Annotated in this window: 33 protein-coding genes; 10 read left to right on the top strand and 23 right to left on the bottom strand. The window is 42.2% G+C overall.

The features are described 5' to 3' along the window. Nucleotides 1-465: 465 nt before the first annotated feature. From L4174_RS20430 to L4174_RS20450, 5 genes are all read right to left on the bottom strand, one after another. On the bottom strand, nucleotides 466-1,116 hold the full coding sequence (locus tag L4174_RS20430; protein WP_248142040.1) for a hypothetical protein: 651 nt from the start codon (nucleotides 1,114-1,116) through the stop codon (nucleotides 466-468). A gap of 126 nt (nucleotides 1,117-1,242) precedes the next feature. Then, complete coding sequence (locus L4174_RS20435; protein WP_248142039.1) at nucleotides 1,243-2,052, bottom strand: hypothetical protein; 810 nt, start codon at nucleotides 2,050-2,052, stop codon at nucleotides 1,243-1,245. A 154-nt stretch (nucleotides 2,053-2,206) separates the two neighbouring features. Continuing rightward, nucleotides 2,207-2,572 (bottom strand): hypothetical protein, encoded by a 366-nt coding sequence (locus tag L4174_RS20440; protein WP_248142038.1) that lies wholly within the window; start codon nucleotides 2,570-2,572, stop codon nucleotides 2,207-2,209. Further along, on the bottom strand, nucleotides 2,569-4,770 hold the full coding sequence (locus tag L4174_RS20445) for a pesticin C-terminus-like muramidase (RefSeq protein WP_248142037.1): 2,202 nt from the start codon (nucleotides 4,768-4,770) through the stop codon (nucleotides 2,569-2,571). The genes L4174_RS20440 and L4174_RS20445 overlap by 4 nt, the downstream gene beginning before the upstream one ends. Before the next feature lie 12 nt (nucleotides 4,771-4,782). Next, nucleotides 4,783-6,237, bottom strand: coding sequence for a DUF4150 domain-containing protein (locus L4174_RS20450; RefSeq protein ID WP_248142036.1), 1,455 nt, complete (start codon nucleotides 6,235-6,237; stop codon nucleotides 4,783-4,785). A 322-nt stretch (nucleotides 6,238-6,559) separates the two neighbouring features. On the opposite strand from L4174_RS20450, the gene L4174_RS20455 reads away from it, so the two are divergent. The 7 genes from L4174_RS20455 to L4174_RS20485 all read left to right on the top strand — a co-directional run bounded on the left by L4174_RS20455 (nucleotide 6,560) and on the right by L4174_RS20485 (nucleotide 11,862). Then, nucleotides 6,560-8,131, top strand: a complete 1,572-nt coding sequence (locus tag L4174_RS20455) for a tetratricopeptide repeat-containing response regulator (RefSeq protein ID WP_248142035.1) — start codon at nucleotides 6,560-6,562, stop codon at nucleotides 8,129-8,131. Between the two features lie 196 nt (nucleotides 8,132-8,327). Then, nucleotides 8,328-8,672, top strand: a complete 345-nt coding sequence (locus L4174_RS20460) for a hypothetical protein (RefSeq protein ID WP_248142034.1) — start codon at nucleotides 8,328-8,330, stop codon at nucleotides 8,670-8,672. 45 nt (nucleotides 8,673-8,717) lie between these two features. Then, nucleotides 8,718-9,029 (top strand): hypothetical protein, encoded by a 312-nt coding sequence (locus L4174_RS20465; protein ID WP_248142033.1) that lies wholly within the window; start codon nucleotides 8,718-8,720, stop codon nucleotides 9,027-9,029. A 136-nt stretch (nucleotides 9,030-9,165) separates the two neighbouring features. Further along, on the top strand, nucleotides 9,166-9,687 hold the full coding sequence (locus L4174_RS20470) for a GNAT family N-acetyltransferase (protein ID WP_248142032.1): 522 nt from the start codon (nucleotides 9,166-9,168) through the stop codon (nucleotides 9,685-9,687). 85 nt (nucleotides 9,688-9,772) lie between these two features. Further along, nucleotides 9,773-10,492, top strand: a complete 720-nt coding sequence (locus L4174_RS20475) for an FMN-binding negative transcriptional regulator (protein WP_248142031.1) — start codon at nucleotides 9,773-9,775, stop codon at nucleotides 10,490-10,492. A gap of 282 nt (nucleotides 10,493-10,774) precedes the next feature. After that, nucleotides 10,775-11,260: a DUF2846 domain-containing protein gene (locus tag L4174_RS20480; RefSeq protein WP_248142030.1), complete on the top strand. Its 486-nt coding sequence runs from the start codon at nucleotides 10,775-10,777 to the stop codon at nucleotides 11,258-11,260. 50 nt (nucleotides 11,261-11,310) lie between these two features. Beyond that, nucleotides 11,311-11,862, top strand: coding sequence for an NADPH-dependent FMN reductase (locus L4174_RS20485; RefSeq protein ID WP_248142029.1), 552 nt, complete (start codon nucleotides 11,311-11,313; stop codon nucleotides 11,860-11,862). A 93-nt stretch (nucleotides 11,863-11,955) separates the two neighbouring features. Here the strand turns inward: L4174_RS20485 and L4174_RS20490 are convergent, their stop codons facing one another. From L4174_RS20490 to L4174_RS20510, 5 genes are all read right to left on the bottom strand, one after another. Beyond that, complete coding sequence (locus tag L4174_RS20490) at nucleotides 11,956-12,420, bottom strand: hypothetical protein (protein WP_248142028.1); 465 nt, start codon at nucleotides 12,418-12,420, stop codon at nucleotides 11,956-11,958. A 131-nt stretch (nucleotides 12,421-12,551) separates the two neighbouring features. Continuing rightward, on the bottom strand, nucleotides 12,552-13,301 hold the full coding sequence (locus tag L4174_RS20495; RefSeq protein WP_248142027.1) for an alpha/beta hydrolase: 750 nt from the start codon (nucleotides 13,299-13,301) through the stop codon (nucleotides 12,552-12,554). Nucleotides 13,302-13,360: 59 nt separating this feature from the next. Further along, a complete protein-coding gene (locus L4174_RS20500; protein WP_248142026.1) occupies nucleotides 13,361-13,819 on the bottom strand; it encodes an SRPBCC domain-containing protein in 459 nt (152 codons plus the stop codon). A gap of 153 nt (nucleotides 13,820-13,972) precedes the next feature. Then, nucleotides 13,973-14,470, bottom strand: a complete 498-nt coding sequence (locus L4174_RS20505; protein WP_248142025.1) for a hypothetical protein — start codon at nucleotides 14,468-14,470, stop codon at nucleotides 13,973-13,975. 135 nt (nucleotides 14,471-14,605) lie between these two features. Then, nucleotides 14,606-15,052 (bottom strand): hypothetical protein, encoded by a 447-nt coding sequence (locus L4174_RS20510; RefSeq protein WP_248142024.1) that lies wholly within the window; start codon nucleotides 15,050-15,052, stop codon nucleotides 14,606-14,608. 246 nt (nucleotides 15,053-15,298) lie between these two features. On the opposite strand from L4174_RS20510, the gene L4174_RS20515 reads away from it, so the two are divergent. Then, nucleotides 15,299-15,727: a hypothetical protein gene (locus tag L4174_RS20515; protein WP_248142023.1), complete on the top strand. Its 429-nt coding sequence runs from the start codon at nucleotides 15,299-15,301 to the stop codon at nucleotides 15,725-15,727. 97 nt (nucleotides 15,728-15,824) lie between these two features. Here L4174_RS20515 and L4174_RS20520 read toward each other — a convergent pair whose 3' ends face one another. The 10 genes from L4174_RS20520 to L4174_RS20565 all read right to left on the bottom strand — a co-directional run bounded on the left by L4174_RS20520 (nucleotide 15,825) and on the right by L4174_RS20565 (nucleotide 22,783). After that, complete coding sequence (locus tag L4174_RS20520) at nucleotides 15,825-16,202, bottom strand: GFA family protein (protein ID WP_248142022.1); 378 nt, start codon at nucleotides 16,200-16,202, stop codon at nucleotides 15,825-15,827. A gap of 191 nt (nucleotides 16,203-16,393) precedes the next feature. Then, nucleotides 16,394-17,044 carry a GIN domain-containing protein gene (locus L4174_RS20525; RefSeq protein WP_248142021.1) on the bottom strand — a complete coding sequence of 217 codons (651 nt, stop codon included), beginning with the start codon at nucleotides 17,042-17,044 and terminating at the stop codon, nucleotides 16,394-16,396. A gap of 139 nt (nucleotides 17,045-17,183) precedes the next feature. Beyond that, on the bottom strand, nucleotides 17,184-17,741 hold the full coding sequence (locus tag L4174_RS20530) for a hypothetical protein (protein WP_248142020.1): 558 nt from the start codon (nucleotides 17,739-17,741) through the stop codon (nucleotides 17,184-17,186). 649 nt (nucleotides 17,742-18,390) lie between these two features. Further along, nucleotides 18,391-19,152, bottom strand: a complete 762-nt coding sequence (locus L4174_RS20535; RefSeq protein ID WP_248142019.1) for an alpha/beta fold hydrolase — start codon at nucleotides 19,150-19,152, stop codon at nucleotides 18,391-18,393. Nucleotides 19,153-19,304: 152 nt separating this feature from the next. Further along, a complete protein-coding gene (locus L4174_RS20540; RefSeq protein ID WP_248142018.1) occupies nucleotides 19,305-19,757 on the bottom strand; it encodes a HEAT repeat domain-containing protein in 453 nt (150 codons plus the stop codon). 114 nt (nucleotides 19,758-19,871) lie between these two features. Continuing rightward, a complete protein-coding gene (locus tag L4174_RS20545) occupies nucleotides 19,872-20,387 on the bottom strand; it encodes a hypothetical protein (protein WP_248142017.1) in 516 nt (171 codons plus the stop codon). A 155-nt stretch (nucleotides 20,388-20,542) separates the two neighbouring features. After that, complete coding sequence (locus tag L4174_RS20550; RefSeq protein ID WP_254589137.1) at nucleotides 20,543-20,731, bottom strand: hypothetical protein; 189 nt, start codon at nucleotides 20,729-20,731, stop codon at nucleotides 20,543-20,545. 50 nt (nucleotides 20,732-20,781) lie between these two features. Beyond that, the gene (locus L4174_RS20555; RefSeq protein ID WP_248142015.1) at nucleotides 20,782-21,204 is read right to left on the bottom strand and encodes a hypothetical protein; all 423 of its coding nucleotides are present in this window, start codon (nucleotides 21,202-21,204) and stop codon (nucleotides 20,782-20,784) included. Nucleotides 21,205-21,284: 80 nt separating this feature from the next. Next, on the bottom strand, nucleotides 21,285-21,647 hold the full coding sequence (locus L4174_RS20560) for a hypothetical protein (protein WP_248142014.1): 363 nt from the start codon (nucleotides 21,645-21,647) through the stop codon (nucleotides 21,285-21,287). Nucleotides 21,648-22,357: 710 nt separating this feature from the next. Beyond that, nucleotides 22,358-22,783 carry a GNAT family N-acetyltransferase gene (locus L4174_RS20565; RefSeq protein ID WP_248142013.1) on the bottom strand — a complete coding sequence of 142 codons (426 nt, stop codon included), beginning with the start codon at nucleotides 22,781-22,783 and terminating at the stop codon, nucleotides 22,358-22,360. 202 nt (nucleotides 22,784-22,985) lie between these two features. Between L4174_RS20565 and L4174_RS20570 the strand changes: the two genes are divergently transcribed. Both L4174_RS20570 and L4174_RS24095 read left to right on the top strand, forming a co-directional pair. Next, nucleotides 22,986-23,765, top strand: coding sequence for a phage integrase N-terminal SAM-like domain-containing protein (locus tag L4174_RS20570; protein WP_305885162.1), 780 nt, complete (start codon nucleotides 22,986-22,988; stop codon nucleotides 23,763-23,765). Continuing rightward, entirely contained in the window at nucleotides 23,723-23,995 is a 273-nt protein-coding gene (locus tag L4174_RS24095) for a tyrosine-type recombinase/integrase (RefSeq protein WP_305885163.1), read from the top strand. Before L4174_RS20570 ends, L4174_RS24095 begins: the two co-directional genes overlap by 43 nt. Nucleotides 23,996-24,250: 255 nt before the next feature. Here the strand turns inward: L4174_RS24095 and L4174_RS20575 are convergent, their stop codons facing one another. The 3 genes from L4174_RS20575 to L4174_RS20585 form a co-directional block, all read right to left on the bottom strand. After that, a complete protein-coding gene (locus L4174_RS20575; protein WP_248142012.1) occupies nucleotides 24,251-25,204 on the bottom strand; it encodes a sensor domain-containing diguanylate cyclase in 954 nt (317 codons plus the stop codon). Nucleotides 25,205-25,472: 268 nt separating this feature from the next. Next, nucleotides 25,473-25,982: a GNAT family N-acetyltransferase gene (locus tag L4174_RS20580; RefSeq protein ID WP_248142011.1), complete on the bottom strand. Its 510-nt coding sequence runs from the start codon at nucleotides 25,980-25,982 to the stop codon at nucleotides 25,473-25,475. 61 nt (nucleotides 25,983-26,043) lie between these two features. Further along, nucleotides 26,044-26,205 carry a hypothetical protein gene (locus L4174_RS20585; protein WP_248142010.1) on the bottom strand — a complete coding sequence of 54 codons (162 nt, stop codon included), beginning with the start codon at nucleotides 26,203-26,205 and terminating at the stop codon, nucleotides 26,044-26,046. Nucleotides 26,206-26,213: the final 8 nt, after the last annotated feature.

The following is a 26,213-nucleotide window of genomic DNA, read 5'->3' on the forward strand; positions in this document are numbered from 1 at the left end:
ATTGAATTTCTTCCCGCCCCAAATGAATCCTACACTTCTGTTCAGCCCAAGGCGCTGCAACAAGGAAAAATAGATTTGCTCCGTCGAAACTTATCCGTGTCGGATAAATCGTTGGATAGTTTTTCTCTAAATTCAATTGACTAGGAACCATTTGACAATATCGTTTCTTACTATCCTTATTTTTTTGTAAACCGTGATACAGGGATCATCCTTTCTAATATAAACACTCCCTTTATCTTTAGAGTTAGGACGAGTCTACCACTTCTGATAATAACGATATTGACTGATGTCATCCGCATGAACTTGCACTGATGCCAATAAGAATAGGGAATAAGAACATATCAATATGAATTTCATACTTTAAAACCAACTCCGCTCAGAAGAGTCACATCTTCACAAGAATATTTCATTATAAAAATAATCCCCCAAAACATAAATCCACTCTCAATACAATGAATTGAATTTTCATTTATAAAAATCACCATTAAATTTCAAAAGACGATTTTCAATTGTTACTTTCAATTTATTATCTAGGACTTCTTCTCGACCGTTTTCAATTTCATCTTCATTTTTAATCATCAAATCATAAAATCCATTTGTTTTTGATTCTTGCACTTCAATATAAGAGTTTATGATTTGTTTTATTACTCTTCGATCTTTAAAACAAGAATTTCCTTTCAAAATAAACCAATTTTGCATTGGATAATCAATCAGCACCCTATTTATATTATCATGATCATTAACAAATAAGCTTAAATATTTATTTCGTCCAGCCGTTGAACATGGAGCTGTATATCCAACATTCAATATTACTCCGAATGCTTTGACGTGATCATTTATATAATAATCTTGTGTATCTAAAAAAACAGGGGCATCACCTACCTCTATCTCAGCTTCTTCATTAATAAATCCCGTATAGGAAGATTCAACGCTTTGTTCGTTTTTAATAAGCAAAACTCGCCAATGATATGAATTATTTTTTTTATATTTTTCACTTAGCTGAAAATATGAGGCTAAAGTATAATCAGGATTGTCAGAATATTTTTTACAGGAATATGCCTTTAATTCATCATTTTTATGATCTCCATCATTTGAATGAAATGCATCCTTTTTCATCAAGCTTATTATTGAACCTGAACAATGCTGCGTATCATTCGCAAGTGATAAATGACTTGAAAAAATAGTAAAAAAAAACAATACCTAACTTAATCAACACTTATCTCCTAACTTCCTGTATAGCTATCATTTTTTATCTTTTGAGCCACCGATATTTTCGTAATTACCATCAAAAAATGAAAATGTTCCTTGCGGAATAAAATACTGATCCCCATTAAATTTTATGACTTTATTGACTCTTTTAGTTTCAAATTTTTCATCATTGTATTTATAATGAGTCATTTCCTCAATTTTATTTGATATCCTTATATCTCTGAATCCATTCGAATTAGACTTCAATAAATGTAGAACTGTTTTCACAGTTCTTTCTTTAATCACACCTTCATAATCACTACAATGGTCTCCCTCCGCTAGATACCAGAAGTAAGTTGGCATATTTTTAAGTACAGGTTTCAGTTTTTCTCCATCCTGTACAAACAAATTTAGAAAATCATTAGCTAGAAAATTTGCACAGCGCGGAGCCGTACCAATATTTAGACGAACACCCAATGCTCGAGTATTTTCGTCCAAATAATATCTCGCTGTATCCAGGTTAATACTTGTACTTTTTATCTCAGTATCACCACCTTCAACGATGACATCATTGTAACTCGAAGTAACTCGCCATAATGAGTTATCAATCAATAAAACACGCCATAGATAACTCTGATAATCTTCAGTGGTACTTTTACTTTTTATGTATGAAGCAAATACTTGGTTTTCATTCTGTGGGTGTTTCTTACACTGAATCGATTTTACGTCACCTTGAAACTCAGCATCGTTTCCCTGTTGATATTTCTGGATGATACTCAGATCGCTCTCAAGGCAACCAGTCTCAGGTGCACCAAATGACTTCATGCTGAAGATGAACAAGGACGAAACGAATATGATTTTCACGAAGTTCATGCATCCTTACGTATCATCAGAGTACGAAAATATGAATATAACATCTAAAATTTAATCAACTTAATCTCAGGTGTTTTCTAATTAAAAAACCAGCAACCTATTGATCACTGGTGATTTTTACAATATTCATGCGAGAAATGAATGATTATTTTCCCGTTGGCTCACACTGAATCTCTTCCCGCCCCAAATGAATCTTACATTTCTGTTCAGCCCAAGGTGCTGCCACAAGAAAAAATAGATTAGCTCCATCAAAATTTATCCGTGCTGGATAAATGGTAGGATAGCTTTTCTCTAAGTTTAATTGACTAGGTTCCATTTGACAATATCGTTTTTTACTGTCCTTTTTTTTATTATAAACTGTAATACAAGGATCATCATTTCTAATATAGACACTCCCATTGTCCTTAGAGTTTGGACGAGTTTTCCACTTCTGATAATATCGATAATTACTGACATCATCCGCAAGAGCATCAAGTGAAAACATTAACATCAATATATATATAAATTTCATTGCAAATAATCCCTCCTAGCAGTAAACCTATCATTTGCTACCCCAAAATCAATTTCCCAAAAATTACTATCATCCATAACCTCATAAAAATGTGAACCTGAACCAGATTTCCCTTCAGTTAAGTCATTATAAATAGCTGGAATAATTTTCTCCCTTGAGTTTCCTCTTAAATCTGATAACCCAGTATAATGCCCCACATAGATCAAATCCACTATTACCTCTCTCACTGCCTGTGACAAATCACCCCAATTCAAATCATTACCATTAATATAGGCATCCCTTACGGATTTTTTAGTTGTTATCCTTTCAGCATCAGACTCATAGTCTGAATATATTGTAGAAAATAATTTATTTTGAAACTTTCTCGTTATAACCTGCTCACTCTTTGGAACTTTACTATCCAGTGTAAGATAATAATTATAAGCTGGCTGTTTTGTTTTACCCGCACCACCTACGAGCCAGTCATATAATTTCTTTGAAATATTCTTACACTCCAGTTGAACCGTATCCAAAATATTTTTTACTTCTGCCTCTGTTCTGCTTCCAATGTCAAATCCTTTTCCTAAGGTAATTCCTGAGTTATCTATAACAACTCCATTATTATTCGGAACATGAGGTACACGAGTAAAAAACACGTCTCCTGGCGTATCATTTCCTTCAGAGTCAAATGTCAATTGTCCACGCGTGACGGTAAACCACTTTTCATTCATTTCATCATCTAGCAATGACGTTACACCCAACGGCCAAAAATGCCACACCTGCGGCTGAATCTGCAACTTCTCGGCATCTAACTTCTGAATCCATGCTGTCTGCTCAATTCGCTCTTTCTCGTGATCAGTAAATTTATCATACAGTGACATGATTTTGTCACGATATGGCGACTCACGAAAAGTTTCTTCGGTCAGGAAGTAACGGATGACATGTTGTTCAAACAGCTCTCGCCCCTTTTCCAATACGTCGTTAACCCAAGAATCTTCCACCTGCTCTTCAAAGTGCCACTCACTCGGGTGCTTGGCGATCACTTTTTCCAGCTTGTTTGTTGCAGCCTGATAAAAAGCAACCAACTCATTTTCAGAAATCTTACCGTCACCATCTGTATCAATTCCTATCGCACGTCGAACATCACAAAAAAAGATATTTGATGGCTCCATGATACCATTGCTGTCACTTCCATCAATCACCTGAAAGCCATGCTCTTCCTGACCACCAGACAACGCCTTCAGGAAATAAGGTGGGGGTGGATCGTTCGAAAACACTTCTAGATGAACACGATATTCCTGATCGATATTCCCCTGAGCATTTTTCAGATATTCATATTTGCCCAGATAGCCCAGATGCTCTTCTGCGGCAATCTTGAACGGGATTTCCGGGATCTGAACGGTGCCATCAACAATAATCGGCAAGCTCGCTTCCGCTCCGTTCTTGGTGTGCCATGGGGGCAACTTCTTGGTCAGAACATTAGCTATCTGAGGTATATAATTTTCTGCCGTGTTTTCTGTGTATTTATTTACAGCCAGCCAGACTTCCTGACCAAGCTTCCGATCTGCTTCAGACTGTTTGTTATCACGGTTTCTTTCATTTTCATCAAACAGACCTACTTGAACAACTTTGCATTTCAGAAAATCCCAATCAGTCCCTCTGACTTTCTTTTTTGTCGTCGCTCTTCGTGTCGGATCCAGTAATTGAATCACTGTACCCATTGGCATGAGTACTGGCGGTTTGAAATCTGTCGTGGCCGGGTTACCCCGGACAGACCACGTTTGCGTCAGCTGAATATATTGAATCTCACTCACACTCTCCGCCATCGTGATTGAATCCTGAATTTCTTTCTGGGATTGCAAATGCATATACAGAGAATAGAAGGTGTATTTCTCGTCTTCTTTATCCGGGTTCTGGAAGCTGTGACGCAGCAGACAGAAATTATTGCTGTAACTGGACGTGGTATCCAGATATTGCGTGGTCGGATATTCCTCCGCCATACGATAGGCCACCAGCTCACCGTCGGCCATCGCCTGAACCGGCTGAAAATGCTGTGCCCAGAAAGCGATGCGACTGTTGATGTGAAGACCACCATGCCAGCCACGGCCTTTACTGATGATATACCGGCCACTGGTCTGCCCGTTGAGCAATACCTTAAGTGCGGCCAGATCTTTGAATGGTTTGCCGTCGACCTGGCAAATCGGGAATGCAGTTTTCATGTGTTTACTACCTTAGTCTGAATACACATCGAAGAACGGAAGCAGGCTTTCCTGTCCGGTGGTTGCTGTAGTGAAGACCACAGCGGTCACCTGGCCGACCGTGGAACTGTAACCGGAAACCTGAGTACTTGTCACAATACTTTCTTCAGCATTTTCAGTGAGCTGCATCAGGGTCTCACTTAAAGATGAAAAGTATTGCGTGGTGATATCCGGCAACAGTCGGTTCAGAGTTTTTAAACCTTCTTCATATCGGGCAATCCCATCAACAATGACAGTCCGGTGATCGTATTCCGCCTGAAGTTTCATGAAAGCCAGATATTCTTTGATGACACTGACAAAAGTATCGATGTACTGATTGAATGTCTGAGCGACTGCGTCCCAGTCCATATTTCGGATATATTCGATACTGTTACCCGTACCGTGATAACGAACGCCGCCCAGCAAAAATGCCGCAGGCAGAAGATCATCAGGTGCAAACATGGCGTCCAGGATATGACCCTGCGGATGGCACAAAGGAGCCAGGCTGTGTATCAGCGGCACATAATGATCGACCGTATCGGGATCGCGCTGAATCCAGTCCATGGCCGAAACAAAGCATTCCGCAAACACTTTATGCTGGTATTCCGTGGCAAAGTAAGCAGCACTGAACTGACTTTCGAATCGGACCAGAGATTCAAAGTCCGGGTCAGAACAGGTTTCAGACAGCAGAACGCCCCAGTCATTTCGAACCCCGCTGCGTTCTTGCCAGTAAGGCACGCGATTACCCGCAACTGCTGAGAAGTAAGTGAACATGTCCGGGTATGGCTTTTCTGTGGTGTTTTCTGGCAAATCTTCATACGGCAGATAAGGATCCTGCGACTCCTGAATGTTGAAGATACACAGTGTCTCTTCCAGACCACTCACCACCGCCTGGCCACTGGCATCCAGAGTACCGCTTCCCAGTTCAGCCCCGCCTTCATCTGTGACTGTAAATGGCGCATTCGCCAATGGCGTGCCCGTCGGATAACGACAACTCAGCGTGACATCGAACGTTGAGGCTTCATCCGGCGGCACCACGACACTGGCCTGTGACACCCCGGCCAAGCACATGGTGTTGGCTTTGTTCATGGTCATCATATCGGACAAACGAGTGACACCTTCGCCTTCGAATTTCACCGTTGCCGACGCTGTAACAAAAGCCGCTTCGCCCTGTATCACCCCGGATACAATCCCTTTTTTATCACCGCCTTCGTCACCGGTGCTGGTTGAAAACTTACTGGGCTTAATGGCAATGCTGTTACCGCCATCCATGGTGATGGTTTTCGTACCATCGACCAGATCGGCCGACTTCGCCATATTTGAGTAAGGAATCGGGACCACAGGCGGCCCACACTGCGTCTTGCACACATCTGGAATATCGGCGTTCGCAACACCATCCGAACCTTGATGGACAATGCTCAAGCCATCTGCACTCACCGTTATTGGCATCCCTAATCCTCACTCTGTTGATTTTTAAGGCCATTTTATCAACAAGGTGCGATTGCTTTCTCACTGGATTATCAGTGATTCAGCCACATCAGACTGTCGTTTTAACGGTTTAACTTAAAATGTGAGCTGTGTTCCGTTTTTTACAAATTTGTTTCACGAAACACTTTCAGAAAAGGAAAAATTTTATCTGTTATATATGCAATGCTGAGCTATTCTTTTTGGTGTGTATTCAAGGTCATGGAAGATGCAGTGTATGTTGTTATGCCACCACACATTTTTAATAATTGACGACAGCAGTATATCCATCGCACTCATGCGCTCCATGTTAACCAATGCAGGCGTCTCCAACGCCAATATTCACACCACCACAGACAGCCTGAAAGCCCTCAGAATGCTGAGAATAAACCGGTACGATGTCGTTCTGTGTGATTACAATTTGCAGCATCATATTGACGGGGGCCTGATTTTTGACGAGATCAAACACAACCACCTGCTTCCGCCAAGCAGTGTTTTTATCTGTGTAACCGGGGATAACACTCAGGAAGTAGTCACACATTTTCTGGAACTCGAACCCGATGATTATCTGATTAAGCCATTTCGCTTTCACGATTTCATTTCCCGGATCGAATATGTTCTGGAGCGAAAAATGGCTTTGAACCCTTTACTGACCGCCGTTGAGCAAAAACACTATGCGGAGGCCATCACACTGGGGACTGATCTCACGCATCAGTATCCGAAATACAAAGGCTATGTCGGCCGGATTCACGGCGATTGCCTGTTACGCTTACAGCGCCATCAGGAAGCCAAAGATTTTTATCAGAAGGCATGTCAGGAAACCCAGCATGTCTGGCCCATGATAGGCTTTGGCAACGCCCTTCAGGGATTAGGGGAACTCAAACAAGCTGAAGAAGTATTTCAGGACATCCTGCTGAAACATCCCCATCACCCCAAAGCCAAACAGTGCCTGGCCAACTGTCTGATCCGCAAAGAAGAACTGCCTCAGGCACTGCAGCACTTTTTACAGCTGCACAAAATTAACCCTGCCAACCCGGTCCGTGAACTGATCATTGCGAACCTGTATGCCACTCAGCAGGAGCATGAAAATGCGGCTTCCGGCTATCAGCGTTTTACCGATAAAGTCCGCGATACCAGTTTGTACAGTTATGGCGTAGACGTGAATACATCCATTTCCTTGCTGTTAGCCAGTATCTATACCAAGGATGTGCAGCAACGTTCAAAACTGGTGAATGATGCACGTAATGCGTTAGTTCGCCTGAATCAAAAAGCCAGTAAAGAAGACAAGAATCTGGCCAATCACCCCAGTTTACTGGTTGGTCTGGCCATCCTGGCCTGTTTACGCGGGGAAATTCAGAACTGTTACAGCATCGCGAATCAGATTGGAACGGAGCACGAACAAACTGATGACTTTTACACCGCACTGAATCTTGCCCGTATGTACGGTTTTTGCGGCATGCCCGATATGTATGAGATGTCCATGGCTACAGCCCGTCAAATTTGTGGCCGGGCTGAAGATGAAGGACTGATGCTCAGCCAGATTGAATTGCTGAATGGTTTTAAAGATGAAATTTATCAGCGACTGAAATTAGGGAGTACATTAGTCAAGCAGGCACAACAATACCGCCAGCAAAATCTGGCCAATAAAGCCCTCAAAAAAGCATACCGTGCTTTTTTCATTGTGCCATTTCATCATGAGCTCTGCTTTTTGCTGCTGGAACTCACCGGACTGGCAACACCTTCCTGGTTACAACCCGAAGCAATCACCGAAATTTTAAAATCCTGCTACTGGGTTTACTGCAATGACAAACGACCCACCGTACAACAAAAACGCCGTGCGCTGGACTTTTACAGACTGGCGATGATACGGCTTGAATGAGATTACATTGACTCTGCAGTACTCATTGCACACTGAAATTAAACTGACTTACACATTGTTCGTACGAGTGATAATCAAAAACAAATATAATTTCCTCGCCATATAAAAAATGATGACACATAATACGTCGGTTATTTTTTTGTGTTATTCACTCCAATTTCTTCTCATTTAGTCACATTAATTCACAGAGGCGAAAATGAAACGCTCACTTCTTGCATCACTCCTGTTTCTTTTTTCAGTCAACGCCAGTGCTGAAATTGAAACAGGACCACGTATAGCAACACTATATCCGACAGGGTTTTATCATGATGCTGGCGACGGTTTATACATCGAATTTCAGCCTGGCTCACTGCCTGGATGCAATCAGGATAAAGGCGCAAGACTATCCAAACAAAATCCGAACTATAAAGAGTTGTATTCTCTGCTCCTCACGATGATGGCAACCAAAAACTTTCAGGGAAACTTAAGGTTTGAGCAAACAGAAAATACCGGCTGGTGGAAATGCTCCATCAAAGGTATTTTCGCTTTCCCAAAGTCATAACATCCAAGAAAAATCAATAATTCAATTTTTTTGAAGGATTTATTCATGAAAATAATCCCCATAATTTCTCTGCTTACTAGTGTGTTATTCAGCCAGAGTGTGATAGCAAGAACTGACTGCCCGGCCGCTCCAATCCAAAATATTCAGATTGAAGGAAGTATCGTCCTTTATCAGCAGAGTGGTATCTGGCGACGTTTAGGTGTACTGAGCGATGTGGGCACCAAAGAAAGATATGCCGCACTGCTTTCCGCGCAAATGGCCGGGAAGAATGTGATGATTGCTTATCCTGCCGATAACTACAATTGCAACGCCACAAACTACAAAGATTCAGCGTTCATCGTACGGACATATAATTAAATTTACTGTCTTTCAATACTCAGGAGAGCCAAATTGATGATCATAAAACGATTTGGTTCTCCATTCAGCATGCATCACACCAAAAGTCTTTTGCCCTTCACTGAACCCAACGTCAAATAAGACATAGGACAATTCGTTGAAAATTATTGCAGAAATAGATATCCCCCCTGAAACGCATGCAGCGATTCAATTGCTCAGAAACGCTGCATTTCAGGATCATCAGGTTAATCGTTCCTACTTCAAACAACTGCCACATTCGCGGATGCTTACTTATTCTGGTGAACAACTCATCGGGCACATGGGACTGGATTATCGTGTCATCCGGGTTGGCGATGCTGTCTTGAAAATACTGGGCGTCATTGACTTCTGCGTCAGTGAACATGCCCGTGGACAAGGTATCGGTTCATCCATGTTAGCGACCTTGTCTGCGTATGCAAAAACCAGAGATGTGGATTTCCTGATGCTGATGTCTGAACACACCCATTTTTACTGCCGGCATGGCTTTCAGCAGGTCACCGCACATCACAGCTGGCTCAGACTCCATGAACATCAAAACTACGGGATCGGTTTTGAGCCCCTGAATGAACTCTTAATACAGCCTGTCAGCGGTCTGGAATGGCCATCCGGCCATATTGACTGGCTGGGATATATGTTTTGAGTCACAATCAACATCGATACAGCATTCTCTATACAGGTCTGCCGAATCTTACTGCCAGTTACTGCAATCTCACTATATAAAAGCTATGCTCAGAACAACAAAACATCTGTCTGATGCAAAACCTTCAGCATTGTATCGAAGCCATTTGATCATAGTTCTTTATTGGATATCGCAGGAAAGGAGTCCGATGTATATTCCCAAAAACATGCTCATGCATGACAAAACTGCTGTCTCAGCATTTATCTCAGAGCACAACTTCGGTTTGCTCGTATCATCAAACTTGGATGCAACACACCTTCCTTTTGTATTTGAGGAAAAAGAGGCGGAAATGGGCGTTCTGTATGGTCATTTTGCGAAAGCGAATGATCACTGGAAAACACTGGAAAACGAACGGGTGCTGATCGTATTCAGCGGACCTCATGTTTATATTTCCCCAACCTGGTATCATCATACCCCCGCGGTCCCTACATGGAATTACGCTGCGGTGCATTGTTATGGCACGATTCAGTTATTAGATGATGCTCAAACGGAGCAACTACTGCAGGTGATGATCGCCAGACATGAGCCTGAGTTAGATGCAAACAGAGACATCATGCCTGATGAATTTCAGAACAAATTAAGACAGGCAATTGTTGGTTTTAAAATTGTGGTTGATGACATTCAGGCAAAAGAGAAACTGGGCCAGCACCGGAAAAAAGAAGATCAGCAAGGTGTTTACCTGGCGCTGAGTGAAAGCAAAACTCCTGAAGCAATTGCTTTAGCCAGCTATATGGAAAAAAGAAACGTTGGGCTTGGCAATTCGTAATCTTTCATTCTGAACATCTCCATATTCAGAAACCAGACTGAGGCATTGTTCACCGGGTTGGCGAGTACATGATATTCAGCTCAGAACTGCTCGACGACACCGACGAGCGGATGTATTCATTTGAGGAAGACAGTGATTTTCAAGTGTATCTTGTCCCTTCCCAGAACGAAGGCTGGGCCGCCCCTCTTGAGGTCAAAATGAATACACAGTATCAACAAAGAAATACATCGCAGGAAGGCATTCTTCTTCCTGAGCAGATTAACAACATAAAGAGAAATAAAAATGAAAAAACTATGCTTGTTCCTGATGAGTCTGATGATGTTCGGATGTACAGGGATTACACAATATCGCCATCAAATCTCAGAAAATGATGGAACGATACACTTATATCGGGTTGAAGAGCTGAATGCTGCGGGCATGAACGCGATTTTCTATGTCGATGATCAGAGTATCTTAAAACTGGGTACAAGCCATTATGCAGAGGTGCCAATCAGTCCGGGAAAACATACGATATCTGTCAAAGCGGATTCAACCACGCAAAAAATGACTTATGAGCTCATTGTTGAGCCAAATCAGCAGTATTATTTCATGGTGAAGGCGAACCCAGACAGACTGGGTCCTCAGATGCTTATTCCGTTCATTGAAATTGTCTCAATTCCCGGATTTCTTCTGATCAAACGTGATGAAGCGACATATTTACAAGAAAGTACTCACTTTCAACCCGAAACCATTGTACTAACAAATATGAACAGCTTAGCGGTGCAATAAACTGCAATTTCTGAACTGAACAAATCTTTCAACAGGAAGTGTCGTACACCATGGAAAACATCAAAATACTGGCTTTGTCCGGAAGTTTGCGGAAAACCTCATATAACACCACGGCAATCACAGCACTCCAACGGCTGGCACCAAGTCATGTCGACATCATGATAGGTTCTATCAGCGAGTTGCCGCTGTTTAACCCGGATCGTGAAGATGAACACATCCCGGCCTTAGAAGCGCTGAACAAAGCTTTGAGTGTTGCGGATGGCCTGATTATCGCAAGTCCGGAATATGCGCATGGCATCAGCGGCCCGATGAAAAACGCGCTCGATTGGCTGGTCAGCGGCGTGTCCTTTCCCTATAAGCCAATCATGCTGGTGAATACATCACCCCGGGCACAACATGCACAGCAAGCGTTAAAGGAAGTGCTTGCCACCATGTCGGGTGATGTGATTGAAAAAGCGAGCGTTTCAGTCCCTTTATTAGGCACCGAACTCGATGCCGATGGTGTGATGGAAAACGAGGAAATTACCAGCCAACTAAAAGCCGGTCTTGAGGTCTTTTGTGGGGCGATTCATCTGAAAAAACAACATCACAACGTCATCTAAATTGCCTTCCTCAGCAAGGCGACATCACGAACAATGAGCAGCGTTCATCGGTGTCGCCTTCATGTTTTTGGCTACGGTCGCTATAGTTGTTTGTTATTTGTCGGTATCCGGACAGTTCTGTACGACTTTTGGCAGTTCCACGTGATCTAAACCAACACGCGCACCACAGTAAAATACGTGCCGTGCACAATGGTCGTTTGAGTCGCTTATAGTTAGGCTATTGTTATGAAATGATATTTCAAGGTCGCAGCTGATACCATATTCAACCTCATGTTGACTATAGACAAGCTTGTTATCGACTCGTCTCATTTGTAGTGGCCCTTCACTACCTTCAATAGGAGAGCCTAGATAGCAAACATGAAAGTTTGCCCCCAAAATGACCCCTTCCACCCAAAAGTCATCAGCGGCCTTTGAAATCTTTAAATACGTTGACTTCATTTCTGTTTCTTCAGAGACAAAACTGGTTATTTTCTCACTTGTCAGATAGCAACCTTCAATAGACTTCGCTTGCACCAAAGGCATAAATAAAAGCCCGCCTAAAAATAAAAATTTTTGCATATCATCCTAACGACACATCACACATGTTAAATGGAAAGCGACACAGTAGCCAAGCCTCCGAAAACCATCTTAGACATTTCAACCAACGCACAGTCAAAGACCCCGCGTTGTGACGCCTCTTGAACAGTCTGTCAGACTTCTGTTCTCAAGTCAGCGCAAGTTAACCCTTTCACAAAGCCAGAAATGATATTAATCGTTTTTTGTTGAACCGCACTCAAACCATAGTCGGTTAGATCCATATGCTTCGACGCTGGAATCTCAACAATACAGCTGCCATACGTCTGTTGTTCTGCTTCGGTCGGCAAGACACCTGACTTCGTTGGATATTCTGACGCTCTCACCGAAAGAACTTTCATCTTGTCCGTTTTCGGTAAAGTGACTCTCATATGGTCTAATGTAATTAGTTGATAAATATATTTTTTATTTCCATTGCTTAACCATGTCGAGATATCGCCTCCATTCGAATGCCCAACCAAGGTGAGCTTGTTGAAGTCAAAAGACGGAAAACGCATACCCAGCTCACGCTGGAGGAAGTCCAATGTGTCTGCCCCTCGCTCCCAGTTCTCGATACGAGTCTGATACAAATCACCCGTTCTCGATAATGGCGGATCAGTTGGAAGTTCATGATCTACTGCAACCGTCATATACCCCAAACGATTCAATGTCTCAGAGACGAATTTATACTTTGTAAACGGAACGCGATTTCCAGCACTGATAAAAGCAACATTGCATCGATTTAAGGGAGTACAGTTATCAGTATTTTTAGGAAACTCAATTTCAACTGGAATGGAACGCTCTCGAGACGAATCCAAAACAACCGTGGTTTTTGCGTTTACCACAAAAGGCAAGATCAAAAGAGATACGCCCAAAAAACGCTTCATACAATATCCTGATTTTAAGAATGTAATCAAAGAAGCCTCACACTGAGCTAATCGGCAACTTATTCAGCCGAAGGCTCGGTATAAGGCATCCCCTTACCTGTCTCCAGGTAATTTTTAAGACTTGCCAGAAAGTGAGTCCAGCCTTGACTGCAAACTTCGAAACACTCAATTTGTGGGGTCAGACCGAGATGCTCTAAATCCAAACGCGTAGTGGATTCGGATGGACTTGAAAGTTGGAATACGATTGTTGTCCCTATCCATTCGTCCGTTCGTGTCAAACCGGGAACAACTAATTGCGCGTCTATAACACTCCAACAAACCTCCGATTGAGGTCGCAGGGACTCAATACGCATCACTTTGAACGTTTCACCAAACCTTATCGTTATCAGTTCTCCGACGGTAGTGCCTACCTCGCAAGAAGGAGTCCACCATTCAGATATGCCGCGCTGCGTGGTCAAGGCATCGTAAACATGAGAGACAGGTACAGAGAGAAGTATGCTGTTTTGGTAGTTATTCATAGTATGGCTCCATGATAAATGTTTGTGAGGGGGTCTAACACTGCGTTTCAGTGTGAACAACGCAACCTTCCAACCGAATCCATTGTGCAGTAAACATTAAAGCCAACTCTTATTCAAAATGCCAAACATTTGGAATCATTTTTAAACGCTTTATTAGTCTTTAAAGAGTTCTGGGTAATTCAACACGTCAATTGTTTCTTTGCACGCATTGATTATTTCACTTCTTCTATGTTGCGCTGACCAACCGTGAATATGTTCGCAATACCATTTATCTTCAAGTGACGTATATTCAGAAAGTGTTCCCGGATAATCCAACTGAACATTTACCGCATAAATTTGAGAGACGCCGTCTTCTGGAGCTAAGGCACCATCAACGACAGCCTGTGCTAAGACCTTCGCGTACCCCTCTAAAGCAGCTTCCTCATTTGGCCGTACAATACCGAGTTCATTAAGAACAGTATTAAAATAAGCTTCAGCTTCAAATTCATTTACTGGCTTTAAAAGAGAGGCCAATATAGCAAGATGTTCTGTTTCGATACCTTGCTCCAATAGGTAAATAGCCCAAGACACCTTATATTCGCTACCACCAGAGCACATTGCAGCTAACCCAAGCACTCGATAGGTTTCACGCTTTTGTGATTTATTGAACATGCCTATCCCTTGAATCTAACACCTGCAATCAAACGCCACACTAAACCCCAAAAACACACCGAACTTCAAACGAAAAGGAATAATCCAGGGCCACCTTAAATATCTTGTGAGGTTTTTACTGAATTCACTTGAAATTTACTCAGATAAAATTGAATCGAATTTAGTTTGATCTAGATATTTTCCAAAACCAGACATGGATCGAATCACGTCGCTATTCGTTGACAATTCTTCAACAGCAGCACTGCCAACCAATTGGAATGCACCTTGTATAGCAAGCTTCCCTTCGTGCTGAATCGCAATTTTTGCTTCATTTACGCAATCCTTTGTCAAAAGCCTGGTTATTAGTTCAGCTGCATACTTATTGGCGTTCTCTTTATCTAATTCTATGACATTTGCGTAAGGCTTAATTTCCGGGTACTCTGACATGGAAAAAAATATCCACTTTGCAAGCATCTTCCTCTCTTCACCAGTCATGTTGTCATTCATGCAATACCCCAAATCATGAGATGGTTGACTTGCTGATACAGGATAAGTGCCAACAAGCCCTGTCAGCAAAGTTAAAGCAAATACATATTTTTTCATTTTGTTTCCTGAATCTATTTCAAATTAACTTCTGTTCCAACGCCGCTTTCACTGCGACAACGCTATGCCGTGCAAATGAAACCATTGTACTACAGACACTTAAACCAAATATAACACAAAACCTCCCGGCACTAAGAGTCCCTCTTAAACGCTTTGTTATGTGTGAAAAACCATTTGATAGATTTCAGTTGATTTCATAAATTGAAATAATTATCATTAACCTTTTAATAATACAGAAAACATATCGTGAAAAAGCTAATTCTATCTTTTTTCGTTTTGACAAGTGGATGCGCAACAACATACAGCCCTCAAAACATAAATGAAAACAGTCCCTTCTTACGTATGCATGGTGATCATAAATACAACCATGCTCACGGTTATTCCGTATTACAGTCCGAATGTGATTTTGACTCTGAGCAACAGATTGGCCTTGTCGGTGGTGCCTTGTTAGATCCGAAAGAAAAAATTGTTCAATTGAAAGAAAACAAGCGCCTAATAATTCTGGTCAAAAGTTACGCTACTTATACATCCGAAACCCATGTTACCTCTTATGCGTTTGAATTTACGCCAGAAGCAAACAAACGTTACGACATAGTTGGAATCAAACTAGTAAATAGTGAATCGCAACTCGTCCCGTCTGACCTAAAGTTTCTACCGATAAATCACTGTAAATAGTACTAACTTTCTTAAGTCCAGTTCCACACTGGACTTTCACTTGAACACCTAGCGCCGCATTCAACAGCTACTCCGTTGCAATGCTTTGTTAAGTGATTCAATATTGGAGACCATCGTCACCAATTTCATCCCACTCCGCTTTAGAGCTAACACACAGATGGGCAGATACCTTCAAGTGCATAGTTTTATCGAGTAATCCTACAGGAACCCAATAGCCACTTTTGTTTTTTAATTCGTTGGGGACTGGACTGCCGCATTTAGCGCAAAACTCTGATCTGTATCCGGACTCCTTGATAAAAGATGTTATTTTGTCAGTACCAGAGAGCCACTTAAAACTATTACTTTCCACAAGCACTGCCGAATTGGAGTTAGAGCCTGTCACTCTTCTACATAATGAACAATGACATTGATAGATATTGGTGCAACCGCCATTTACTTCGAACTGAATTTCGCCACATAGACACTTACCGTTCATCAAAACTCCTTACAACTTAACGCCCTATTTAGGGGTGAGCAACGCAATACCGAAGCTTCTGCATTGCACCTTAAACATTTAACCAAACGCATCACAAGAATACCACGCGTACCGATTCCCACTTAAACGCTTTGCTAGCTGTGTATGTTCAGCACTCTCGTAACTTTGTAGTCAATTGCGTTGGCTCCTTGTTATATTTTTGGTGACACCAGTATTGTTGATATCGAGCCACTGCCATTTATTTTTGTATCAATAGTTTGTGGAGTCCCTAAATACTCAATACGACCTGAACCATTTACCTTTCCAGTTAGTTCGGAAGAAACATTCAGTCGAACTAAGCCTGAACCATTAACTTTAATTTTGCCCGTTTGAGACTCTAGCAATGTAGCTTCCACTTGAGCTGCACCATTGAGGGCAACATCGAAATCGTCAACTCTGCCAAACAAATTTGATGTACCAGCTCCATTTACTACAAGAGTAAAACTTTTAGCTGCCAAATTTGTAATGTCGACCGTTTGCGCGCCATTTAAGGTTAGACTAGACACTGAACCATTGGTTAACTCAAAAACAAAACCTTCTTTGATTGCGACCGTATCTTTAGTACTAATTTCAAACTTTCCGTTAAAGCAGGTGTATTTCAAAGCGTTCAGTTCTTTAGTGGCACCTTTCACAGTACCAGACGAATCACCACTCGCAATCAGTTTGACTGTCGAAGGCACGTTAATGGTTAGCCTCGTGTAATCACATGCGGGAACTGTGGTTTCTATTGTGTTTTCAGTAGCAAATGTGAAAGAACTACTTATCAAACATACAGATAAAAAACATATCCTTTTTATATTCATCGATTTTTCCCTAAAAAATATAACGCCGCATTAAGGTGTGAGCAACGCTACCACCCAACCTAAACCATACCACCGTAAACACTAAACCCAACCTAGAACTGAAAATGCCAAGCGTTGCGAATCTCTCTTAAATGCTTTGTTATAAGCCGTTTTCTATTTGATAGTCGGCGACTAGTCCTACTTTTTCTATAGGTGTTGGCAGAATATCATCCAATGTATTGATTATTCCGTCTCTTCCATATGATCGAATATGATAATAATTTTCATCAATAACAATATAGTAATACAGCTTCTCTCCGGAAATGCTCACCTGTGCTGCATCGTTTAGAGATACCAAACTGCCTTCTGGCAAGGATTCTTGTAGTACTTCCAATGATGGCGGATATACGCCATGTTGAACTTTGTATAGTTCAATAGCTTGTACTGAATTAGTCAATTGTACCTTTACTAACTTAAAGCGTAGATCATCGTATACTCCTCCTTCTTGTACAAAACCAAAGTACCCAAGAGTCCCATACAAGATAAAAGTAAAACTAATACCACAAAGACCGACTACTTTAAGTTTTGTACTTTTCGCTTTGAAGCCCCAGATGATTGCTACAATCCCAAATAAAACGCCAATCAAGGGGATGAATGACATTCCACCAATTACAAATCCAAGACAACCAGGTCCTTTTTGTTTCTCTGCATTTTCCAATGTTCAATATCCTATGTAGTACCTTAAGGCTTATAACGGCTGCGAAAATCTGTGCCCCACTGAACCAACAAAGCACACCACACTCCATACTAAAATCGCCGAGTGTAACGCATCACCTTGATTGCTTTGTTATATTTTTCTTGCGTACAAATCATGCAACTGTGGCATTCCTTCACCAGAGATCTTCTCGTTACAACACGAGGCTTCTATTGGTAATTGATTCTTAGTATGCACACCATCCATTATTTCTAACAATTGGAACAAACTATGATCTATTGCTTCAGTAACAATCTCACGCACAAATAACTGCTCACTTAAAAACAGATTTGATAACCATGTTTGAGCATCGCTTGAGATACCTGACTCCCGTCAGACCAATCTATAGAGAAATCTCTAGCTTCTTCTTTTACTAATTGAACAAATTCCTCACCATCCATCATTACTCAAATGTCATCACAAATCGAACTGAGGTGGATTAAAGTTATTAGATTTTTAACTAAGTTTCGATGGAATTTTTCGAAAAAATATAACGCCCGATTAAGTGGTGAGTAACGCTACCACAACAATCAATTATTGCACCGTAAACCCAAAAACCAAATCAAACCAAAACCGCCGAGATTTTCGAATCCGTCTTGAAGCGTTTGTTAGGTTATTTAATATACTTCTCAACTACTAACGCCAATCCTTCTGGATTCTCCCATGCCATTGAATGTCCTGCATTAGCTACAACTGCAACGTTAATTTTATGCCTAGCCAACTCGTCATAATCTGGGTCAGGTAAACTTTCACTTCCATAAATATATGTTTTAACAGTATCCAGTGAATAATATATTTGACGCCAACTTGGTGTTTGACCTTTTATCAGAGATACTGCATTTCGGTGAATGGCTATAGGTGAACTATTTGATAGTCCAGCAGCCCATTCAGTATTACCACTTACAACACTCTCTCGAAGAGTTTTTGCATACCCAAACTTTATAAAATCACTTTCACTATAACTTGCGATTTGTTTACTAAAAAATCCGCCGCCAGCATCAAGATTTGCCTCACTTAAAATAATAGCCTTAACTTTATCTTTTACACGTTCAGCTAATGCAATAGATACCGCTCCCCCCATGCTGTGACCAAAGATCACAATATTATCTAAGCTCAAATAACTTAATAATTCTTCGAGATATTTAGCATGATTAGCTATTGTATAATCAAACCACTCAGGCTTATCGCTGTATCCAGAGCCGACCAAATCGACTAGTATACGCCTATGATTAACTAAGCTACCCATTGAAACTACTTGTGGATAATCAAATGAAGATGCACATCCAAGACCATGAATGAAAATAATTGGTATTTCATCGCCAGAAAAGTCGTGATATCGAATAATTACATCATTTTCAAGTTTAAACTCTTTCATTTTGTTACCTAACCACTATATTAATTGCTCTGCATAGTAGCACAAATACTGTATATAAGAACAGTATCAATGAGATTTGTATGTACAGTGAAACCTAACGCCCCAATAACCGGCGCGCGTCCGGCGCCGCAGGCGCGTAGTTGACAGGCTTATTAGCTGTATTTTTGCTCGACATTCAGAGTTGCCATACCCGAGTGATCTCGATCAGCAATATAGTGATGATTTTTATGCTCGATTGCATCAATTGCTGCCTTTGCGTCATCTGATGATTCGGAATTGGTAATTAATGCCCCGAGTGGTTTTATAGCCTCCGACTTTTGCGCCATGGCCAGCAAGAGACACGCACGATACCTAACCACTTTAGATTTATCACCTAGAGCCTCAATGCCAAGCTCAAATGCATGCGGACTTGAAACAACATACTTAGATGCGTGATATAAACAAGAAGCCCGCTCCCCCCACTTTTTCGAACCACGGTACTTTTCCAGAAGCAGTTTCGGGAATTCCATACCCAGGCAAGAAAGCTCCTTAACTACTGAGAATTCATTATCAGATCCTCTACCATCAAGTAGCTTTAAATATTCTTCAATCTCGACCCTATCCATGAACTTTCTCAGTACAGCTAACGCTTCATTAAGCGGCGCAAAATTGCAGGCTATACTAAGCGACGGAGGAGCAAAGCCAGCGTTATTACGTCCGTTTAAATGACTTGTTAGGGTTTAGCATATGCGATCCTGTTCCTCAGGTAAGGCATATGCGTCTGAGTGTGTCAGGTGACCATCTTGAGCGCTTACCCGATTAAGGGTTTTACCTTTGTGAAATACTATTTGTAATCCATGCTCAGGCTCCCATTCACATTCAGCAAGCAGTAAAACGTATACTTCCTTGTTGCCATAAGGCCTACGTGAAACACTAACGTAACTCGGGTAGACATACTGCCACACACCTGCTGGATTGAGTATGTTGGGAGGACAGTACTCATCACCAACGGCTTCCTTGAAATCAAGATAGTTTTTATATACGTAGGGTTCAATCTCAGACTTTAATGATTCGTCAAGGCCCATAAAATTCGATATTGCTTCCTCAAACTCATCTGGGCTCTCATCTTCGTCGATATCTTCGATAGTGAATGATAGCTTGTGCCCACCAAGCAAAGGGATTGAAATCGTTTCACTTTCATACCATTCATCAATTTCAGCATGAACCTTTAATTTTCCGATTACTTTGCTTTCCATTTGTAACCTCGATTGTTGAGAGAACCCTAACGCCACATTAAGGTGTGAGCAACGCTACCACCAACACGTACCCATACCACCGTAAACACAAAACCCAACGATGGAATGAAAAATGCCATGCGTTGGGAATCACTCTTAAATGCTTTGTTAGGCAATTATTCCAACAAGTACGTTAGTAGAAATCTTTCGATATCAGATATCATTACTCTTACATCGTCACGAGAAAACTCATCGTGATTGCCATGTGCAGCACTATTTCTAATACCTGCAATAGCTGTAATTCGTTTTTGTTGTAGTGAGTTATAAATGCCAGCTTTGGTTAAATCAGCATTCATTTTGTCCATCTTCCCATGAGGGATATTATTTCTATCGCATAGTTCTCTTAAGCTAGTCTCTAAAACGATACCGGGATAACAGCACTTGCGGTTGGATAATTTGATGTTAATAGTTCAGTAGCTTGTTCTAATTCACTATCAAACACTTCCGCTTGAACCAAGGTTCTCACCGATATCAGGTAGCCACCTTCAAAGTCATCACAAGCAGCATTAAAAATTGCTTTTAGCCGTTTAAATACGGAAAGGTTTGACTCAAATGAAGTTGGATTTTCACCGGCAACAAACTCAGAGTAATGCTCTGAATCTTTACCACAACTGTTGGCGATCAAGCTTTTAACTTTGATGCGCCACTCATCTAGTGTGTTCTGATCCACATACTCAACACCTTGCGAGTAAGTTCCCGTACCCATCCTTTTTGTAGATAACACAACTTCAGACTGTTGTTCTAATTCTTCAAACCTTTTCAGGTGCTTCTTGTTCATATTATCTCCAATTGCCTAACGCCCAAAGCAGCGGCGCGCGTTAGCGCGTCCAGCCCGAAGGGCGATGCTGCCTTTGCTTGTTAAGTGTTCCACGGGAAGGTGCCTCCGTTGTAGTAATGAAATGTACGCTTACCCATGTATTTTTCTAGTTTTTTACCTGCCTCTGTATGGCTCAAATTCTCTAGAAAACAGACTCTGATTGAGCCCCCCAGATCCGATTGGGAATCTGCTTCAGCCTCAATAAATTGAAATAATGGCTCCAAGTAAGGAAGTGATTCCAGGCTTTGGTGATCTTGTAAATATTGTCCAAACTCTGACAACACTCCACACATTGTAGAATCACCATCTTCATTTCGATGGTAATTCTCTTCACTATCCCATACCTCTTGATATTTAGAATCCAGAGAAACTATGTAGTCTAGTAATTCAGAGTACGAATCCATATTGACACTTTACGTCGCGTTAAGGGGTTGCAAACGCCACTCGAATGCCAATGGAACCGCCTTAACCACAAAACCCTATTGGAACCGAAAATGCCACGCGTTTGCAATCCCTCTTTAACGCTTTGTTAGCTGCTTAATTCACCTTGCTTTGCTTGGCAAAGAACTGCAAAACGCTCTGCATTGTAATCAGCTTCAACAAACATGAAAACCAATGCATTCCTAAAATGAATTTTTTTGACGCGAAACTCGGTCAGTATGTCTAGTTCACAATAGTGAAGCCAATTGTTGAAGTCTGAGATTTATTGGCAACCAACATTTTGAGATGTTTAACCCACCCAGTGATATTGGGGTATTGTTATGACCGACAAAATTAAAATCCCTTGCATCGCAGATACCGTATTCGTCGACGGTCTTTACCAAATTGAGCGACGCTACCGAAATGAGCGAAGGCTGAAAAAACGTCAATTTGTACACTATGAGCGCCGACTCTTAAAAGACCAACGTTTATCTGCTTGTAAGTCCATTAATGAAAGTGTGTAGCTAAGAGTTCATTCGAAAGTACGCAACATCCCGCTGAACTAAAATAAGAGCTAACGCCGCGTTAAGTAGTGAGCAACGCCACCACGAAACCTAACCATACCACCCTAAACACGAAACCCAACGATGGAATGAAAAATGCCATGCGTTGGGAATCTGTCTTAAACGCTTTGTTATAACTCTTTTACAAGGCAGTATGTCGTGTGACCTTTTGGATAATCGGGCAGCTCACCAAAAACTTTGTACCCACGTTTTTCATAGAACGGTTTAGCCTGAAAGCTAAGAGTTTCCGTACGTATGTATTGAAAGCCTTTTTCTTTAGCAAAATGTTCTGCGGCGTCCATAAGCTTATTCCCTACACCTTTACCTCGAGTTTCCACTGAAAGCCAAAGCAGCTCAAGGATGCAATAATTCCAGAAACCTGTTGCTCTAATACCACCTAGAACTTTGCCATTTTCATCTTTCGCAAATGCCGCAAATTTTGTATCAGGCTCGAACACAACTTCATCTGGCATATGTTGTTGATTAAACGACTGAATACCTTTACTTATTACTTCAAGGTCATTTTTATTTGGATTATCTGTTACTTCAATATTCATTTTTCATCCATACCACGGAGAGTTATAACATTTTATTCAACGACATCATGTCGTCTATCTAATCTATGTATACAATTTTATGTAACTGTTCTGTCTAGCGTTTCATGATTTCTACTCATCACATCGAAAATCAGCGACTTGTGATTCGGAACTGAAAAAGCGACAGACTATAGTCCCGGTTCTGTTCAACTGTTTTTGTGAAATGATGACCGACATACCACCACCGATTAAACAACCTTCAGGTAAATTTCTTCACCAGCTGCGTGCTTTTATCCGGTTACGGGGACTGTCTTATTCCACGGAAAAGACTTATCTGCACTGGATTCGCCGATTTGTTCTGTTCCATCGCTATCAACGACGTGATCACATTCGTCCTGAAGATATTCCGGTTTTTCTCGAGCATTTAGTGTTACAGGCAAATGTGGCTACGAGTACACAAAAAACTGCGTTCAATGCGTTAATTTTTCTGTGCCGGGAATATCTTCAGCTCAACACAGAGCAATTATCATTCAAACGAGCGGCACCGAAAGTACGCTTACCCGTTGTGTTTTCACATGATGAAGCCATCAGTATTATTCAAGAGATTTCCCAACCCTATCAGTTGGCGGCACAGCTCATGTACGGTAGCGGCTTACGTGTCAGCGAAGCAATGCGATTGAGAGTTCAGGACATCGACTTCACCAGCAGTGCCTTCACTGTCAGAACTGGGAAAGGAGATAAAGATCGCCAAACCCTGCTTCCCAAAAGTTTGCATGAAATCTTGTCCAGGCAGATTCTAGGGGTGGCACAACGCCACCAGCAAGATTTAGCAAACGGTTTTGGGGAAGTGTACATGCCATTTGCTTTGGCAAAAAGTATCCGTCCGCGTCCAAAAGTACGGGTTGGCAGTTCCTGTTTCCAGCATTGCATCTCAGTCAGGATCCGAGATCAGGCAAAAGAATGCGGCACCATATCAGTACCCGCCAGATTCAGCGACATGTGAACCTGGCAATTCGAACGGTAGGCATCTATAAAAAAGCCGGATGCCACACTTTTCGGCATTCATTTGCGACACGGCTGTTAGAAGCCGGAACTGATCTGCGAAGCATTCAGGAACTGCTTGGTCACTCAGACATATCTACCACACAGATTTACACTCATGTTGCCGGTGTGCATCACTCAGGCGTGACCAGTCCAATGGATGCATCCCCGCAAACACGCTACCGCTCCTGACAGTCAAGTCACGCGCCTGAAGATATATTTCTTGTTGCCTGACATCATAGGCAGAGATGAACGGCGTTTCACGCAATGATGCGTTTGAGGTTGCATATCTGTGGGTAAGCGCAAAGTTGCATTTCTGGATGCATTGCAGAACGGGAAAAGTGAGTGCAGGTAGACCTTCAAAGCGCATCGGATGCGCCTGAATTCGTGAAAGAAATGAACGTGGGCTCAGAAGCTCGCAGATGCCTCTATCCGAAAACGGACCCGCTAGCTCTTTTTACTGAGGTACATCCGGGAGTCGGCCTTCGCCAAGATATCTTCCAGATTCATACGTCGGCCAGGAGGAAGTGTGTACAGTCCAACACTGAATGACAGCTGATAAGGGCGATGCTGGTTGCGGTTAAATTCGTCTACAGACCGTTCAAACCGATGAATCGCTTTCCGGGTTTCTTCCTCTTCCATCCCGGTATAAAGCACCACGAACTCATCTCCGCCAACACGGGCAAACAAATCGGAAGATCTGAAACTCTGGCTAATCAGCATTGCGAAATCTTTCAGCGCATGGTCGCCGGCCTGATGACCCCATTGATCATTAATCGTCTTGAATTTATTGAGATCAAAGAAAGCCAGAGAAAACGGTTCATCGTATTTCTGACAATTTTGCAGGCTTTCCGAGGCCAGTTTGATGAAACCACGCCGGTTGGAAATCTGAGTCAGTTCATCAATCGTTGCTTCATGCAGCGCCGACAGTTCCTGTTCGGCAATTTTTGCCAAATCAATTAAATCCCGAATTTGGTCTGTATTCAACATTTTAGGCTGATGATCGACGATGCAAAGCGTCCCCAGTTTGTACTTTCCACGATACAGTAGTGGCACACCGGCGTAGAAACGAATAAAAGGCGGACCAACCACCAGCGGGTTATCATGAAATCGCACGTCTTTGGAGGCATCAGTGATGATGAAAGGCTCATCCCCTAAAATGGCATGACCACAGAAAGAAACATCACGTCCGGTTTCGGTCAGTTCAGCACCGTAACAAGACTTGAACCACTGCCTGTTTTCATCGACCAGAGTCACCGTCGACATCGGGACATTAAACAGCCGTCGCGCCAGTCGGGTCACGCGGTCGAAACGCTCTTCACGCTCCGTATCCAATATTGCCAGCGAACGCAGACACTGCAGCCGTTCAACTTCATCTCTGGGCTTCTCCGGCACTAACATGACTTCCGATCCTACAACTTCAACTCTCATATCCACAAAATATACTACCAAAGCATTTACGAAAACCCTTTATCCGATTTATCACGCTCAAGACCGGATATTATGTCGTTCACCTCACATTGATTCACAATTTCTATGCGAATGATTCATATGGGGTAATTTTTTATTCCAAAGCGTCATATCAGAGAAAACTCCGGTTCACACTTCCCCTGCTGTTGACAGACAATCTTCACACAGGAAGCGTACTGATTGGCCTATCTTTCAGACATTACTGCGACAGGAGCTTATAGAAATAGACCGTTGCATCCAGTTCACCCGTCGCGTTCAACGCAAACTGTGGAATCCGTCCCACTTCTGTATAGCCCAGCTTTCTGTACAGCGATGAGGCGACGTCACCCTCCCGGGTATCCAGTACCAGCAAGTGGCGGGCTATTTGCTGACAATATGTTTCTGCAGCCAGCATCAGCGCCTTACCTGCCCCACGGCCACGCGCGTTTGTGTTCACCATCAGCTTTTCGATTTCTGCACGGTGCGCACCGTTTTCCTTGCCACACAATGCCAGCTGAACCGTACCGAGCAGCTGTTCACCCTCACAGGCAATCCAAAGTTTTCTGTGCTCCCCCAAAGCTTGTGCAACATCCTGCCAGTATGCTTCAGCATCAACACGGCTGAGCGGCGGCAGAAAACCGATGGAAGCACCATCATCCACACAATCCTGCAGCAACCCGGTTAACTGTTGAAAATAAGGCGACAAATCTTTAATTTCAATGACATCCATGAAGCGACCCACATTCCAAAAATTTGTTTGTACAATGACGGCATGAGTCACGCAACAACAATCATGGAATCTTTATCACACAGATGGGGTAATCACCGGGATTCTGGCCGCCTCCCATATCCAGACATACGTCCTCATACCGAAACCGTTCGAAGGCCACGCCAGCAACAAAACCGGCAGCCACCAGTAACACCAGAGCAACCACTTTCAGGATTGTTTTCATGATGACCT

Origin of the sequence: Photobacterium sp. CCB-ST2H9 (assembly GCF_023151555.2) — a bacterium.
In the GTDB taxonomy this organism is placed as follows: domain Bacteria; phylum Pseudomonadota; class Gammaproteobacteria; order Enterobacterales; family Vibrionaceae; genus Photobacterium.